Here is a 16,149-nt window from a genome sequence, read left to right as displayed (position 1 = left end):
ATATCCCTGTTTAGTCTTTACCTCTATTTGAAAATACATCCTATTACAATGATAAAAGAATGCCAAAATCAACCGCACTTTATATTAATTCAAAATAATGAAGAGCTCGCTCAGGTTTGCCAATTAGCGCGTCAGCAAAGTGCGGTCGCTTTAGATACCGAATTTATGCGGGTATCGACCTATTATCCTAAATTAGGATTAATTCAACTTTATGATGGTGATCGTGTTTCATTGATCGATCCTTTATCCATTAGTGATTTTTCACCTTTTGTAGAATTATTACGCGATCAGCAGGTGATAAAAATTTTGCATGCTTGTAATGAAGATTTATTGGTTTTCTTACAAGAGTTTGATGCACTTCCACAACCTATGATGGATACGCAAATCATGGCGCGTTTTTTAGGTTTTGCTAATTCAGCAGGCCTGGCCAAACTTGTGTTGCATTATTTGGACGTTGAAATGGATAAAGGGGCAACACGTACAAACTGGCTAAAACGACCACTTTCCCCCGTACAGCTACAATATGCTGCAGGGGATGTATGGTATCTCTTGCCGGTCTATCAAAAAATGCAAATAGAATTAGCGCAATCACCTTGGCCTCAAGCAGTAATTGATGATTGCCAGCTTGCGATCGCGAAAACCAGTAAATTAGATGATCGCGATCCAGACAAAGCCTATTTAGAGATTCCAAATGTTTGGAAATTGAATCCGCTCGAATTAGCGCGTTTACAGCTATTGGCCAAATGGCGACAAGAAACGGCAATGGCACGAAATTTAGCCCTTTCTTATGTGGTGAAGTCGGATAACCTTTGGAAAGTGGCAAAAAACAATCCTCGTAATACATCAGAAATGCTAGCGCTTGGATTATCTGAAAATGAAGTGCGTGTACGCGGCAAAAAAATGCTTCAATTATTAGCACAAAGCCGCCGAATTTCACCTTATGATTACCCTAAGCGTTTAGTGCGTATTGTGGATGATCCTCGTTATAAAAAGGCAATTCGATTGTTACAAGAAAAAGCCTATGAACTGACACCAAAAGGGTTAACTCTTGATATTCTGGCAAGTAAACGAAATTTAGAAGATCTCATTAAATGGGTCTGGCTAAAAAATGAAGATATGACCAAACAGCCTGATTTACTTTTAGGGTGGCGAAGAGAGATTGGCTTGAAGCTGGTTGAATGCTTAAAATCTGTAGAGTAGCCATTAAAAACAATCCTAAAAATAACCGCACTTTGAATTATCAAAAGTGCGGTTATTTTCTTTAGTGTTTTACAACAAAGGCTTTAATTAAGCTTGTGTTGCTTGGATCGCAGTTAATGCGATGGTGTAGATGATATCATCCACTAATGCACCACGAGATAAATCATTAACCGGTTTACGCATGCCTTGAAGCATTGGGCCTACAGCCACTAAATCAGCAGAACGTTGTACCGCTTTATAGCCGATGTTACCTGCGTTGATATCAGGGAATACAAAGACGTTTGCTTGACCTGCCACTTTAGAGTTTGGTGCTTTAGAAGCAGCCACGTCTTTCATCACTGCCGCATCGTATTGTAATGGGCCATCAATTAATAAGTCAGGACGTTTTTCTTGTGCAATACGCGTAGCTTCTTTCACTTTCTCTACAGATTGACCTGAACCAGAAGTACCGGTTGAGTAAGAAAGCATTGCGACTTTCGGATTTAAACCAAATGCTTTTGCTGATTCAGCAGATTGAATTGCGATTTCAGCCAGTTGTTCAGCGGTTGGTTCTGGGTTTACTGCACAGTCTCCATATACTAATACTTGGTCTGGTAATAACATGAAGAATACAGACGAGATAATTGAGCTACCTGGTGCTGTTTTGATGATTTGCATCGGTGGACGAATCGTATTTGCCGTGGTGTGAACGGCACCAGAGACTAAACCATCTACTTCGCCCGCTTCTAACATCATCGTACCTAATACAACGGTGTCTTCTAATTGTGCACGCGCTTGTTCTTCAGTTAAACCTTTAGATTTACGTAATTCAACCAAACGAGCAACGTAGTTTTCGCGTACGTCAGCTGGATTGATGATTGTTACATCAGCACCTAAAGTCACGCCTTGTTCTGCCGCAACTTTTTTCACTGATTCAGGAGCCGCTAATAATACCGATTTTGCGATACCACGTTCAGCACAGATTGCTGCCGCTTTAACAGTACGAGGTTCATCACCTTCTGGTAATACGATGGTTTTACCTGCTTTGCGTGCTAAATCAGTTAATTTGAAACGGAATGCGGCTGGAGAAATACGTGCTTCACGAGAAAGTGGTGCAGAGATTGAATTCGCTAATGCTTGTGCATCTAAGGTTTTAATTTTGCTTGCTTGTGCACCAAATACACCTAAGATTTCAGAGTTGTTCACACCGCCAAATTCTGAAGCAACGGCTTCTACTAATGTGCCTTCTTCATTATTTGCCACTAAGATAATTTGAGCATCTAAAGTTTGTGCAATCGCGAAGTTTAGGCTATTTGCAAAAGGCGCTTGAGCTGAAGGTTGAACACCTTTAACAACCACTAAATTTGCATTTAATGCTTGGAAATCAGCAACAATTTTTTCTAATAACACGTCTTTTTGATTATTTGCGATTAATGTTTGAGCGGCTTTTACATCTTCTACTGCATTGAATACGACAGCGCCTGTTGTTTTAGCTGCGTCTAATGCTGCCGCTAAATTTGCTTCTGCGCTAGTTGGAATAAGAATAACTGCTTTGGTCATTTTGATATACCTTTTAATGAATGAAAAAACCTGCTGATTTCTCAGCAGGTTTGAAGAAAGTTGATTAGCCCGCTAAACGTGCTGTATCTTGTGCAATTACTAATTCTTCGTTAGTTGGAAGAACGATCGCTTTGAATGCAGAGTCATCAGCAGTGATTACGCCTGATTTGCCAAAGCGAGCAGCAAGATTGCGTTCGTTATCCACTTTAATACCAAATAATTTCAAGTGATTTAATGCTAATTCACGAACGTGTGCTGAGTTCTCACCAATACCACCAGTGAAAGCAATCGCATCTAAGTGATCATCACCTAAAACAGCCATGTATGCACCGATGTATTTTGCTAAACGGTAGCTGTAAACATCTAATGCACGTTTTGCTTCTGGTTTAGATGCATCGTCGTAGTTATCTTCTGCATAACGACAGTCGCTCGTTACTTCAGTTAAACCTAAAAGACCTGATTTTTTCACTAAGGTCTCTTCGATTTGATCCATTGACATGCCTAAGTTTTTGTATAGGTAGAAAACGATTGCAGGGTCGATGTCACCACAACGTGTACCCATGACTAAACCTTCTAACGGGGTTAAACCCATAGATGTGTCGATACATTTACCGTTACGAACTACAGAAACAGAACCACCGTTGCCTAAGTGACAGATGATTGCGTTTACTTGGTCTGCTGGTTTGCCTACGTATTCAGCGACTTCACGAGAAACGAAGTAGTGGCTAGTACCGTGTGCACCATAGCGACGTACACCATGTTCTTTGTAAAGTGAGTATGGAAGTGCATATAGATATGCTTCTTCTGGCATGGTTTGGTGGAATGCTGTATCAAATACGACAACGTTCTTATCTTTTAAGTGTGGGAATGTTTTAAATGCTTCACGGATACCGATTAAGTGAGCAGGGTTGTGAAGTGGAGCAAATTGTGCCGCATCTTCAATACCTTTAACTACCTCATCTGTTACAACAACAGATTGAGTGTATTTCTCACCACCGTGAACGATACGGTGACCAATCGAGGTGATAGAGTTTTTCAGCTCATCAGTCATAATATTTGATGCGATAAAGTTAAGCGCCTCAGTGTGCGCTGCACCAGCACCTAAATCTGCGCTACCTTTTTCTCCGTTAAGTTTCCATTTGATACGAGCTTCAGGAAGATAAAATGCTTCTGCTAAGCCTGATAATTTTTCTTCACCTGTTGCAGGATCAAGGATTGCAAATTTTAATGAAGAACTACCACAGTTAAGGATGAGAACAAGTTTTGACATAGGAACCCTATTTTTGATTGAGGTTAATAAAAATCCATTCAAAAGAACGGAGTATAAATCCTATATAGAATACACCTTTTAGCATATAAAATAAATTAACTGGAGGGTAAAATACGATCTTTTATTAGAAAAGTTGAAAATTTCAACAATTTCTAGTTGGGGATGACAATTAAACCTAAACTAGAGTATTATAAGTGCGGTTATTTTCAAGGATGTTTTCATGTCATCATTTTTTTCAACTTTAAAACAAGGGCAAATTTATTTGCAAACGTGGCCACTAGAAGCGAAGCTCGGCATGATTTTTCCCGAAAATCGCATTATTAAAGCCACAAAATTTGCGCAAAAATTTATGCCTTTTATGGCAGTGTTTGCGGTGGTCTGGCAGCAACTTTATGCCAAAGCAGATCTTACTGCATTTTCGCTTGCTATTTTGACCGCACTTTGTGCGTTAGCGATGCCATTTCAAGGTTTATATTGGTTGGGGAAACGAGCAAAATTACCCTTAGAACCGCAAAGTTCTCAGTGGTTTTATGAGATTAGTGAGCGTTTGAGAAAACAACATGAAAGTTTGCCAACTGTGCAAGATAAACCGACATATCAGCACTTGGCAGAAGTATTACAAAAGGCACAGCAAAAATTGGATAAAGCATTTTGGCAAGAAATTTAGCTAATTGCTTCAAATTTAATTGAGGCAAACGTTTTCCTTTTGTATTTTTTTATGTAGAATACTGCGGTCGCAATGGCGACCCTTTTTAATTGAGAGACTATTTAATGATTGATTATATTATCATTGGCATCATCGCATTTTCGATTATCGTGAGTTTATTACGTGGATTTGTGCGAGAGGTGATGTCCCTTGTAAGCTGGGTCGTTGCATTTATTGTCGCGAGCCAATTTTATCCTTATCTCGCCACCTATCTTACTCAAATTGAATCTGACTACGTGCGTAACGGCACGGCAATCGGCATTTTATTTGTTTTAACCCTAATTGTAGGCGGCATTGTTAATTATGTGATTAGCCAATTAGTGGATAAAACAGGACTTACCGGAACAGATCGTGTTCTCGGTGCGGCATTTGGCTTAATTCGTGGGGCGTTAATCGTTGCTGCGATCTTATTCTTCTTGGATACCTTCACTAACTTTGAACAAACCGATTGGTGGAAAGAATCAAAATTAATTCCTCATTTCGGCTTTATTATTGAATGGTTTTTCCAACAACTACAAGCAAGTTCTAGTTTTTTAAACTCAACTTTTAAACAATAAGGTAGTCAATCAGTATGTGTGGAATTGTCGGTATCGTTAGCCAAAATCCGGTTAATGAATCCATTTATGCAGCATTAACGTTATTACAGCATCGAGGTCAAGATGCGGCGGGGATTGTCACAATCGATGATGAAAACCGCTTCCGTTTGCGTAAGGCTAATGGTCTTGTAAGCGATGTGTTCAGACAAGAGCATATGTTACGTTTACAAGGTCACGCAGGCCTAGGACATGTACGTTATCCAACCGCCGGCAGTTCAAGTGTATCTGAAGCTCAGCCTTTCTATGTTAACTCACCTTATGGTTTAACCCTTGTTCACAATGGTAACTTAACCAACTCAACCGAATTAAAAGATAAATTATTTAAAGAAGCGCGTCGTCATATAAATACCAATTCGGATTCAGAACTTCTTCTCAATATTCTTGCGAATCATTTGGATAGAGTGAATAAATACCATCTCGATCCGCAAGATATTTTTAATGCAATTCGTGCGACACACAAAGATATTCGTGGTGCTTACGCATGCTTAGCAATGATTATTGGACATGGCATGGTAGCATTTCGCGATCCGTTTGGTATTCGTCCACTCGTGTTAGGTAAACGAGAAGAAAATGGTTCTGTGGAATATATGTTTGCCTCTGAAAGTGTGGCATTAGACGTCGCAGGTTTTGAATTAGTGCGTGATGTTGCGCCAGGCGAAGCGATTTATGTGACCTTTGATGGCCAGCTTTATGCTGAGCAGTGTGCAGAAAGTGCGGTCTTAAATCCGTGCATTTTTGAATACGTGTACTTTGCTCGTCCTGATTCAACAATAGACGGAGTGTCTGTCTATGCCGCACGTGTTCACATGGGCGAACATTTAGGTAAAAAAATTGCAAAAGAATGGGTTGAGGAAGCTGATAACATTGATGTTGTTATTCCAGTACCAGAAACTTCAACAGACATTGCGTTACAGATTGCGAAAATCTTAGATAAACCTTACCGTCAAGGTTTTGTGAAAAATCGCTATGTTGGTCGTACATTTATTATGCCTGGACAAGCACAACGTATTAGTTCAGTCCGTCGTAAGCTCAATACGATTAAAGCAGAATTTAAAGATAAAAATGTGTTATTAGTCGATGATTCCATTGTTCGTGGTACAACATCCGAACAAATTGTGAGTATGGCTAGAGCAGCAGGTGCGAAGAAAATTTACTTTGCATCAGCCGCGCCAGAAATTCGTTACCCGAATGTGTACGGCATTGATATGCCAACAAAACGAGAACTCATTGCCTATGGCCGTAATGTTGATGAAATTGCGAAATTGATTGGTGTAGATAAATTGGTTTTCCAAGATCTTGAAGCACTGACAGAATCAGTACGCCAAGAAAATCCAACCATTCAAGGCTTTGATTGTTCAGTCTTTACTGGTGAATATATCACTGGCGATATCACACCAGAATACCTTGATAGCATCGCTTCTCAACGTAATGATCCAGCAAAGAAAAAACGGGAAAAAGATGCAAGCAATCTTGAAATTCATAATGAAGGTTAAGCACATTTAAGATCGTAAAAAGCACTAAATTTAATGAAATGTTTAGTGCTTTTTCTTTTTGATGAAAATATAAAGAAAAATAACCGCACTTAATGTATTCAAAGTGCGATCATTTTTAATGCGTTTTAGTCTTTATAAAGATCGTTATAAAGTGCGCTCTCAAATTGCACAAGTGGAGCACGTTTTGTTTTACTTTCTAAATCACCGGTTGAATAGCCATTGATAAATTGAACGAAAGCCACTTTTTCACCACGTGCATTGGTCATAAAACCGGCAAGGTTATAAACGCCTTTTAATGAGCCAGTCTTAGCGATAACGTTTTTCACTAGTGGTGGATTAATTAAGCTACCACGGCCACTGATTGTGCCGTCTACACCTGCAATTGGAAAGGTTTCCATTAAGTGTAATTTATCTTCATTTTTGGCAATGTATTCCAAAACAGAAAGCATGGTTTTCGGTGCAACCAAATTATGACGAGAAAGCCCGAACCATCGGCTAAAATGCTGTTACCAAATTTAATACCTTGTTTTTGTAATACTGATTTAACCGCCAATGTACCTAATTGGAATGAAGCAGGGCGTTTATAGTAGTTGTAGGCTACCGCTCTAAATAAGGCATCGGCAATTTGGTTATCCGATTTTTTCATCATTTTTTTCAATAGCTCAGGCAACGGTTTAGATAAATGCTGGGCGAGTTTTTGCCCTTGCTGTGGCTTTTGAGGTTGTTTTACCTGACCGGTAAATTCAATACCAAGACGTTTTAATTGACGTTGAATAATGGCGGCTGCGTAGGCATCAGGATCTTGCACAGCGAAGCTGAGCCCAAATGGTTTACTTTGGCGAGCAATACAGCCTTTTACTTGATAGCGATTATTGTCATGAACAACAACGTCTAACTGGCAATAACCCGCTTCTTGTTGATCCACAATATAAACTTGTCCGAAAACTTGAATAGGAAATTGAACAGGAACGTTAATTTTGACGGTTTCACCCACAGGTTGATTTGCATCTAACTCGGCATAAAAACAGTTATTATCGATATTTGCTGCAGCAGGAGGGGAGTTAAAGCACATTGTAAGATCGTTCCAAATCCAACCTAACCCACGATCATGGCTCGAAAATACAGAGGTATCTAAAATAAGATCACCATTAATTTTCTGAATGCCTTGGTTCTTTAAATTTGCTAATAGGCTATAAAGTTGTCCACTGGTTAGATCAGGATCGCCAGTAAATTGCACAACAAGATCGCCTTCTAAAACATTATTCTGAATCTTTCCGTTACTTAAAAGTGATGTTTCAAATTGAAAGGCATCGCCTAATACTAATTTAGCGGCGACAGCTGTGAAAACTTTTTGCGTACTGGCAGGCAACATAAATGTTGAACCATTGTAGTCTGCGATAATTTGATCTTTATTGAGGTTTTTGGCAATGATACTGGCAGAAGCACCTTCAGGTAGGTATTGGGTAATAGAAGCCACATTAACTTCAGCCATAGCAGAAAAAGAAAAGCCGAGTGTGATAAATGCCGCTTTAAGTGCGGTCGAAATAGAAGATTTTTTAGTCATTTTTAGTTCTGTTATGGTTGCTATTTTTCTCAAGACGAATAATAATAAGCTCCGAACTCAAGAGAGTAAATCATTTTTTATTTTTCATTGGCTGCGGCAAGGTTGCAAGACGTTGTCGTGGTTTTGTTTTTACCAAATTTTAAGGAAAAAGAATGAAACAAATTCCAATGACCGTGCGCGGTGCGGAGCTATTACGCCAAGAATTAGATTTCTTAAAAAATGAGCGTCGCCCTGAAATTATCAAGGCGATTGCTGAAGCACGTGAGCATGGTGACTTAAAAGAAAATGCAGAATATCACGCTGCGCGTGAACAACAAGGTTTTTGCGAAGGACGCATTCAAGAAATTGAAAGCAAACTTGCAAATTGTCAGGTTATCGATGTCACTAAATTACCGAATAACGGAAAAGTTATTTTTGGTGCGACAGTTGTATTAGTTAATACCGATACTGATGAAGAAGTTACTTACCAAATTGTGGGCGATGATGAGGCAGATATTAAATCAGGTTTGATTTCTGTGAATTCACCGATTGCTCGTGGCTTGGTAGGGAAAGAGTTGGATGATACCGTGAATATTACCACACCAGGTGGAACGGTTGAGTTCGAGATTATTGAAGTAAATTACATCTAAAAAACATCCCCTCAAATTGAGGGGATAACAATTATTTACGAGGCAGCTGGATTTTACCTTCCTCGCTTGGTCGATAAAGCACCAAAACATGTCCGATGGTTTGAATGTTAGATGATTTGGTTTCACGAACAATCGCATCAATAATTAATTGTTTGGTTTCGCGATCTGCGCCAGCAATTTTTACTTTGATTAATTCGTGATGATTTAACGCATTATCGATTTCGGCCAATACCCCTTCGGTTAAGCCGTTACCGCCAAGCATGACGACAGGGCTAAGGTGATGAGCGAGTCCTTTTAAAAATTGTTTTTGTTTTGTTGATAATATTGTCATAAGGAATCCTTTAAATAGATGAATATGAATCATAAAAAGACCGAAAAGAGCGGTCAGAAAAAACGTGGTTTTTCAGCACTTTTTGGTAAGTCTAGCCTTGAATTTGGCAGATTGTACCCAAATATAGACGAAACTACTACAAAAAATAGTACAAAAGAAAGAGATTATGGGAAAGAAAAAACGTTCGGCGAGTTCTTCTCGTTGGCTAAACGAACATTTTAAAGATCCGTTTGTTCAGAAAGCACATAAACAAAAATTACGCTCACGTGCTTACTTTAAGTTAGATGAAATTCAACAAACGGATAAATTGTTTAAACCGGGAATGACTGTGGTGGATCTCGGTGCCGCACCAGGTGGTTGGTCACAATATGTTGTGAGCCAAATCGGTGGAAAGGGCCGAGTGATTGCTTGTGATATTTTGGATATGAATCCAATTGTCGGCGTGGATTTCTTGCAAGGCGATTTTCGTGACGAAAATGTGCTGAATGCATTATTAGAACGAGTTGGTGAAGCAAAAGTTGATGTCGTGATGTCTGATATGGCGCCAAATTTTAGTGGTATGCCATCTGTTGACATTCCTCGTGCAATGTATTTAGTTGAACTGGCTTTGGATATGTGTAAGCAAGTTTTGGCAAAAAAAGGCAGTTTTGTGGTCAAAGTATTCCAAGGAGAAGGTTTTGACGAGTATCTGCGCGAAATACGTTCACTCTTTAGTGTTGTAAAAGTGCGTAAGCCTGAGGCCTCTCGTGGGCGTTCTCGCGAAGTTTATATTGTAGCAAGCGGTTATAAAGGCGAATAGATAATTGCTTTGATAGCTTTTCATTATGTCGGGGATGAGATAGTATCTCGTTTAATTTTAATTAACTTAAGAAAGGCAGGTTAAACCTTGAACGATATGGTCAAAAATCTAGTTCTATGGGTTGTGGTAGCAATTGTCATGATGACAGCTTACCAAAGTTTTAATTCCAATGGCGTGAGTGATTCAACAGATTACACAACCTTTGTGTATGATGTGAGTAACAGTCAAGTGAAGGAAGCGCGCTTTGATGCGAATGAAATCACTGTGACCAAAAATGACGGTTCTAAATATATGACCGTGATGCCACCGTTGGAAGACAAAAAGCTCTTAGATGACTTATTAAATAAAAAAGTTAAAATCGAAGGTACGCCTTTTGAAAAACGCAGTTTATTATCACAAATTTTAATTTCGTGGTTCCCAATGTTATTCCTTGTAGGGGTATGGATTTTCTTCATGCGTCAAATGCAAGGCGGTGGCGGGAAAGCTATGAGCTTCGGTAAAAGCCGCGCTAAAATGCTGACCCAAGATCAAATTAAGGTGACTTTTGCAGATGTTGCAGGTTGTGATGAAGCAAAAGAAGAAGTGGCTGAAATAGTTGACTTCTTGCGTGAACCGAAAAAATTCCAAAACCTTGGGGGGAAAATTCCAAAAGGGATTTTGATGGTAGGTCCTCCAGGTACAGGTAAAACCTTATTAGCGAAAGCTATTGCGGGTGAAGCAAAAGTGCCTTTCTTTACCATTTCAGGTTCTGACTTTGTAGAGATGTTTGTGGGTGTTGGTGCTTCTCGTGTACGTGATATGTTCGAGCAAGCGAAGAAAAATGCACCATGCTTAATCTTTATTGATGAAATTGATGCGGTAGGTCGTCAACGTGGTGCTGGCTTAGGTGGTGGACACGATGAGCGTGAACAAACCCTTAACCAAATGCTAGTTGAAATGGATGGTTTCGGTGGTAACGAAGGCGTAATCGTTATTGCTGCAACTAACCGTCCAGATGTACTTGATCCTGCATTAACGCGTCCAGGTCGTTTTGACCGTCAAGTCGTTGTGGGTTTACCGGATGTGAAAGGTCGTGAGCAAATTTTAAAAGTTCACATGCGTAAAGTGCCTGTGGCTGATGATGTAGATGCAATGACACTTGCTCGTGGTACACCTGGTTATTCAGGTGCAGATTTAGCGAACTTAGTGAATGAAGCTGCACTATTTGCTGCGCGTAGCAATAAACGTACTGTATCGATGCTTGAGTTTGAAAAAGCCAAAGATAAGATCAATATGGGACCTGAACGTCGCACCATGATCATGACGGATAAACAAAAAGAATCGACAGCGTACCATGAAGCGGGTCATGCCATTGTGGGTTACTTAGTGCCTGAACATGATCCGGTACATAAAGTCACGATTATCCCTCGTGGCCGAGCATTAGGTGTAACTTTCTTCTTACCTGAAGGCGATCAAATTAGTATCAGCCAAAAACAATTAGAAAGTAAACTTTCAACACTTTATGCGGGACGCTTAGCAGAAGATTTGATTTACGGTGAAGAAAATATTTCTACCGGTGCATCTAACGATATTAAAGTGGCAACCAATATTGCACGTAATATGGTGACTCAATGGGGCTTCTCAGATAAACTTGGTCCGATTCTTTACACTGAAGATGAAGGCGAAGTGTTCTTAGGTCGCTCAATGGCGAAAGCAAAACATATGTCTGACGAAACAGCACATGCAATTGATGAAGAAGTTCGTGCGATTGTGAATCGTAACTATGCGAGAGCAAGACAGATTTTGATCGACAATATGGATATTCTTCACGCTATGAAAGATGCGTTAGTGAAATATGAAACCATTGAAGAAGAACAAATCAAGCAGCTAATGAATCGTGAACCTGTTACTCCACCATCAGGTTGGGAAGATAACAAAGACACGAAATCAACAGCAAAACCGCAAGAAGAGAAAACTGAAAATGCGGTTAATCATTCAGAAGATCCTGAAGCATAAAAATAAAGCCTTCCTAATTGGGAAGGCTTTTTTATTTATTATTTGATTCTTTTCATTACTATATTCCGTTATAATCTAACCTTTCAAATTTGATTTAAAAATTGACCGCACTTTATGAAACTTTATGCTAACAACAAATGTCTAGATTTATCATTCCCTCAAATTATGGGAATTTTGAATTTCACACCTGATTCGTTTTCTGATAGCGGGCAGTTTTTCAGTCTAGACAAAGCATTATTTCAAGTTGAAAAAATGCTGAAAGAAGGTGCAACAATTATTGATATTGGCGGAGAGTCAACTCGATCAATGGCAGAAGAAGTGTCTGAAGCTGAAGAATTGCAACGGGTGATACCTTTGGTTGAAGCGGTACAAAAACGTTTTGATTGTTGGATTTCAGTGGATACCTCTAAAGCAATTGTGATGCAAGAAGCAGCTAAGGTCGGCATGGATTTAATCAATGATATTCGAGCTTTACGTGAACCTGGCGCACTCGAAATAGCAGGACAGTTGAATTTACCAACTTGTATTATGCACATGCAAGGACAGCCGCGCACAATGCAGACTAATCCGCATTATGATGATGTAGTCCAAGATGTTTATCAGTTTTTAGAAACTCGGACTCAAGCTTGTTTAGATGCGGGAATCGCTAAAGAAAATATCATTTGGGATATGGGGTTTGGTTTTGGTAAGACCGTGCAGCATAATTATAAACTTTTACAGCAGTTAGCTCAGTTTTGTAAAAGTGGTTATCCCATTTTAGCAGGCCTTTCACGTAAATCGATGATTGGTGCCGTATTAGATAAACCCGTAACTGAACGTGTTGTGGGAAGTGTAGCTGGCGCATTAATTGCTGCACAAAATGGTGCGACTATTTTACGTGTGCATGATGTGGCTGCAACAGCTGATGCCTTAAAAGTATGGCGAGCAACTCAACAGGCGTAAGAAAGTAACAGATTTTATATGTTGTAGAATAAATGGTTTCTACAATATCAATTATTCAAATTTATAAGGAATAAACATGGCAAATCGTAAATATTTTGGCACTGATGGTGTACGTGGAAAAGTAGGGACATATCCAATCACACCTGATTTCGCATTGAAATTAGGTTGGGCAGCAGGTAAGGTTTTAGCCTCTCAAGGTTCTCGCACTGTGTTAATCGGGAAAGATACTCGTATTTCAGGTTATATGCTGGAATCTGCACTTGAAGCAGGTTTGGCTGCAGCGGGGTTAACTGCCGCATTTACCGGTCCAATGCCAACACCTGCCGTGGCTTATTTAACTCGTACTTTCCGTTTAGAAGCGGGTATTGTCATTTCGGCATCTCATAACCCTTACTATGATAACGGGATTAAATTCTTCTCTTCACAAGGCACAAAATTACCAGATGATATTGAAGAAGCAATTGAAGCCATGCTTGATCAGCCAATGGATTGCGTGGAGTCAGCTGATTTAGGTAAAGCAAGCCGTATCAGTGATGCCGCAGGACGTTATATTGAATTTTGTAAAAGTACTTTCCCTGCTCACCTTGGTTTAGATGGTTATAAAATCGTAGTGGATTGTGCAAATGGTGCAACCTATCACATTGCACCAAATGTATTACGTGAGTTGGGTGCGGAAGTGATTGAAATTGGTACAGATCCAAATGGAATCAATATCAACGAAAAATGCGGTGCAACCGACGTAAAAGCATTACAGGAAAAAGTGCTTGAAACTAAAGCGGATGTCGGTCTTGCTTACGATGGTGATGGTGACCGTATTATGATGGTGGATCACTTAGGTAATAAAGTGGATGGAGACCAAATCCTTTTCATTATTGCTCGTGAAGCTTTACGTTCAGGCCAATTAAAAGGTGGTGTAGTGGGCACATTAATGAGTAATATGAGCTTAGAGATTGCTTTAAAAATGTTAGGTGTACCTTTTGTGCGTGCTAACGTTGGCGACCGTTATGTGTTAGAAAAAATGGTAGAACATAACTGGACGTTAGGTGGAGAAAACTCTGGCCATATTATTATCGCGGATAAAAATACGACAGGTGATGGTATTATTGCATCACTAGCTGTATTAAGCGCAATGGTTCAACATCGTTTATCTTTAAATGAGCTTGCAAGTGCGGTGAAATTATTCCCTCAAGTACTCATTAATGTTCGTTTTACTGGTGGTGATAACCCACTAGAAAGTGAAGCGGTAAAAGCAGTAGCTACAGATGTGGAAAAACGTTTAGAAGGCAAAGGTCGAATTTTATTACGTAAGTCTGGTACTGAGCCTCTTATTCGCGTCATGGTTGAATGTGAAGACGGTGTACTTGCAAAACAATGTGCAGAAGAAATTGCAGAAGCAGTTAAAGCAAATTAATAAAGTGGGGGCTTGCCCCCATTTTGATCTATAAAATTTATCTTTTATTATTTTTAGGAAAGCCAATATATGAAAATTTTTGTTATGCGTCACGGAGAAGCGGAAGTTATTGCTTCATCTGACGAGATGCGGCATTTAAATAACTATGGGCGTAAACAGTCAATATCACAAGGTCAATGGCTTAAAAATCATCTAAATTCAACCGCACTTTCAGTTCAGAAAGTGATTGTCAGCCCTTATGTACGAGCACAAGAAACGTTTGAGCTTGTGAATTCAACCTTAGATAACACACTTAATGATGTCGAAATTTGGAGTGGGGTTACACCTTATGGTAATGCTACAATGGTGGCAGATTATCTATCTGTCTTGCAAGAAGAAGGAATTAAAAGTGTTTTGCTCGTTTCTCATTTACCTTTAGTGGGTAGTATTATTTCGGAGCTTTATGGCAAGCGAAATCCAATCAGTTTTTACCCTTCAACGATTGTTCAAATTGACTGGAATGGTGAAAAAGGCACCATTGAAGCTTTCCATTACCCCAAAGAAAATGGTTAAAATTGATTAAAAAAAATACAAAAATATTTTTTCTATCTTTACAAAAAATAAAATTTTTCTGCGGAACTTTTATCTAACTTATTTAAAATCATTTGGTTATGAGTTATTTTTTAAGAAAATCTCAAAAAGTTATGTCTTTAGAAATGTAAATTTTTTTTGCAGGTGTTTTCTTTTGAGTTTTTTTGCGTAGACTAAGTTGCACAAAGCAAATGGCTTTGGATTAATTCTTAACCATAAACATAAAATGGAGAGTAACAATGAAAAAATCAGTATTAGCCGCATTAGTATTGGGTGCATCTTTAGCTGTAACCGGTTGTTTTGATAAACAAGAAACAGCTCAAAAAGTTGAAGCAGCAAAAGATGCTACAGCAAACGCTGCAACACAAGTTAAAGATGCTGCAGCTTCAGCAGCTAACGATGTGAAAGATGCAGTAAAAGATGCTGCAACTGATGTTAAAAATGCTGCAACTGATGCAATGAATTCTGCAAAAGAAGCTGCAGTAGAAAAAGTTGCGGAAGCAAAAGATGCAGCAGTAGCTAAAGTTGAAGAAGTTAAAGATGCAGCAGCAAACAAAATGGCTGAAGCAAAAGAAGCAATGTCTTCTAAAGTGGAAGAAGTGAAAAATGCCGCTTCTGAAGCAAAAGATGCGGCAGCAGATAAAGCAGCTGAAGTGAAAGATGCTGTGACTAAATAATTAAACTTTTGTAAAATGAAAACCTATCAGAGATTATTTGGTAGGTTTTTTCTTTTGGAGCAATAAAATGTTATGTGCAATTTATAAAAGTTTACGTAAGCCAGGCTGTTACCTCTATATTTCGAAACGAGATGATTTTTCAGCTGTACCGGATATATTAATGCAGAGTTTTGGTAAGCCGCAGTTTCTTATGCCTTTCAATTTGAAGGGAAGTAAACCGCTTGTCCATGCAGATAAAAATGAGATAATGGAAAAAATTACTCAGCAAGGATTTTATCTCCAAATGCCAAAACAAGATGATGGCTTGTTTAATAGTTTGAGTGAGATCAAATAAGCCTTTTATTTTTTCCTAAAAATCTCCAAATCTTGCTTTATCTCAATATTTTCTTCAAAAAACTCCTTTAGAATTGACCGCACTTTTGATAGG

15 protein-coding genes and 2 pseudogenes are annotated in these 16,149 nt (G+C 39.0%); 12 read left to right on the top strand and 5 right to left on the bottom strand.

What is annotated here, in order from left to right; genetic code table 11:
- Positions 1-48: 48 nt before the first annotated feature.
- The gene (rnd, locus tag DX522_RS00585) at positions 49-1,200 is read left to right on the top strand and encodes a ribonuclease D (protein ID WP_115179453.1); all 1,152 of its coding nucleotides are present in this window, start codon (positions 49-51) and stop codon (positions 1,198-1,200) included.
- An 87-nt stretch (positions 1,201-1,287) separates the two neighbouring features.
- Here the strand turns inward: rnd and pta are convergent, their stop codons facing one another.
- The 3 genes and pseudogenes from pta to DX522_RS00575 all read right to left on the bottom strand — a co-directional run bounded on the left by pta (position 1,288) and on the right by DX522_RS00575 (position 4,009).
- Complete coding sequence (gene pta, locus DX522_RS00580) at positions 1,288-2,385, bottom strand: phosphate acetyltransferase (RefSeq protein ID WP_374057329.1); 1,098 nt, start codon at positions 2,383-2,385, stop codon at positions 1,288-1,290.
- A 30-nt stretch (positions 2,386-2,415) separates the two neighbouring features.
- Positions 2,416-2,739, bottom strand: a pseudogene (locus DX522_RS12020) (AAA family ATPase); the annotation flags it as partial.
- A 64-nt stretch (positions 2,740-2,803) separates the two neighbouring features.
- Positions 2,804-4,009 carry an acetate kinase gene (locus DX522_RS00575; protein WP_075915853.1) on the bottom strand — a complete coding sequence of 402 codons (1,206 nt, stop codon included), beginning with the start codon at positions 4,007-4,009 and terminating at the stop codon, positions 2,804-2,806.
- A 220-nt stretch (positions 4,010-4,229) separates the two neighbouring features.
- On the opposite strand from DX522_RS00575, the gene yfbV reads away from it, so the two are divergent.
- The 3 genes from yfbV (at position 4,230) to purF (ending at position 6,804) form a co-directional block, all read left to right on the top strand.
- Positions 4,230-4,676: a terminus macrodomain insulation protein YfbV gene (yfbV, locus tag DX522_RS00570; protein WP_115179451.1), complete on the top strand. Its 447-nt coding sequence runs from the start codon at positions 4,230-4,232 to the stop codon at positions 4,674-4,676.
- A gap of 104 nt (positions 4,677-4,780) precedes the next feature.
- The gene (locus DX522_RS00565; protein ID WP_115179450.1) at positions 4,781-5,272 is read left to right on the top strand and encodes a CvpA family protein; all 492 of its coding nucleotides are present in this window, start codon (positions 4,781-4,783) and stop codon (positions 5,270-5,272) included.
- 14 nt (positions 5,273-5,286) lie between these two features.
- Positions 5,287-6,804: an amidophosphoribosyltransferase gene (gene purF, locus DX522_RS00560; RefSeq protein WP_115179449.1), complete on the top strand. Its 1,518-nt coding sequence runs from the start codon at positions 5,287-5,289 to the stop codon at positions 6,802-6,804.
- Positions 6,805-6,929: 125 nt separating this feature from the next.
- Here purF and dacB read toward each other — a convergent pair.
- Positions 6,930-8,368: pseudogene (dacB, locus tag DX522_RS00555) on the bottom strand (serine-type D-Ala-D-Ala carboxypeptidase).
- A gap of 152 nt (positions 8,369-8,520) precedes the next feature.
- Between dacB and greA the strand changes: the two are divergent.
- The gene (gene greA / locus DX522_RS00550; protein ID WP_005697514.1) at positions 8,521-8,997 is read left to right on the top strand and encodes a transcription elongation factor GreA; all 477 of its coding nucleotides are present in this window, start codon (positions 8,521-8,523) and stop codon (positions 8,995-8,997) included.
- Positions 8,998-9,028: 31 nt separating this feature from the next.
- On the opposite strand, the gene yhbY is transcribed toward greA, so the two are convergent.
- On the bottom strand, positions 9,029-9,328 hold the full coding sequence (gene yhbY, locus DX522_RS00545; RefSeq protein WP_115179448.1) for a ribosome assembly RNA-binding protein YhbY: 300 nt from the start codon (positions 9,326-9,328) through the stop codon (positions 9,029-9,031).
- Between the two features lie 166 nt (positions 9,329-9,494).
- Between yhbY and rlmE the strand changes: the two genes are divergently transcribed.
- The 7 genes from rlmE (at position 9,495) to DX522_RS00510 (ending at position 16,056) form a co-directional block, all read left to right on the top strand.
- Positions 9,495-10,127, top strand: coding sequence for a 23S rRNA (uridine(2552)-2'-O)-methyltransferase RlmE (gene rlmE, locus DX522_RS00540; protein WP_005697532.1), 633 nt, complete (start codon positions 9,495-9,497; stop codon positions 10,125-10,127).
- Positions 10,128-10,223: 96 nt separating this feature from the next.
- Positions 10,224-12,122, top strand: a complete 1,899-nt coding sequence (ftsH, locus tag DX522_RS00535; RefSeq protein WP_115179447.1) for an ATP-dependent zinc metalloprotease FtsH — start codon at positions 10,224-10,226, stop codon at positions 12,120-12,122.
- 114 nt (positions 12,123-12,236) lie between these two features.
- Positions 12,237-13,064 carry a dihydropteroate synthase gene (gene folP, locus DX522_RS00530; protein ID WP_115179446.1) on the top strand — a complete coding sequence of 276 codons (828 nt, stop codon included), beginning with the start codon at positions 12,237-12,239 and terminating at the stop codon, positions 13,062-13,064.
- Between the two features lie 76 nt (positions 13,065-13,140).
- Positions 13,141-14,475, top strand: coding sequence for a phosphoglucosamine mutase (glmM, locus tag DX522_RS00525; protein ID WP_115179445.1), 1,335 nt, complete (start codon positions 13,141-13,143; stop codon positions 14,473-14,475).
- A 69-nt stretch (positions 14,476-14,544) separates the two neighbouring features.
- Complete coding sequence (gene sixA, locus DX522_RS00520) at positions 14,545-15,027, top strand: phosphohistidine phosphatase SixA (RefSeq protein WP_115179444.1); 483 nt, start codon at positions 14,545-14,547, stop codon at positions 15,025-15,027.
- Between the two features lie 257 nt (positions 15,028-15,284).
- Positions 15,285-15,722 carry a histone gene (locus DX522_RS00515; RefSeq protein WP_115179443.1) on the top strand — a complete coding sequence of 146 codons (438 nt, stop codon included), beginning with the start codon at positions 15,285-15,287 and terminating at the stop codon, positions 15,720-15,722.
- Positions 15,723-15,789: 67 nt separating this feature from the next.
- A complete protein-coding gene (locus DX522_RS00510) occupies positions 15,790-16,056 on the top strand; it encodes a YcgL domain-containing protein (RefSeq protein ID WP_115179442.1) in 267 nt (88 codons plus the stop codon).
- Positions 16,057-16,149 lie beyond the last annotated feature (93 nt).

The organism is Haemophilus parainfluenzae (assembly GCF_900450995.1).
In the GTDB taxonomy this organism is placed as follows: Bacteria; Pseudomonadota; Gammaproteobacteria; order Enterobacterales; family Pasteurellaceae; genus Haemophilus_D; species Haemophilus_D parainfluenzae_O.
This window is presented reverse-complemented; position numbering and strand designations above follow the sequence as displayed.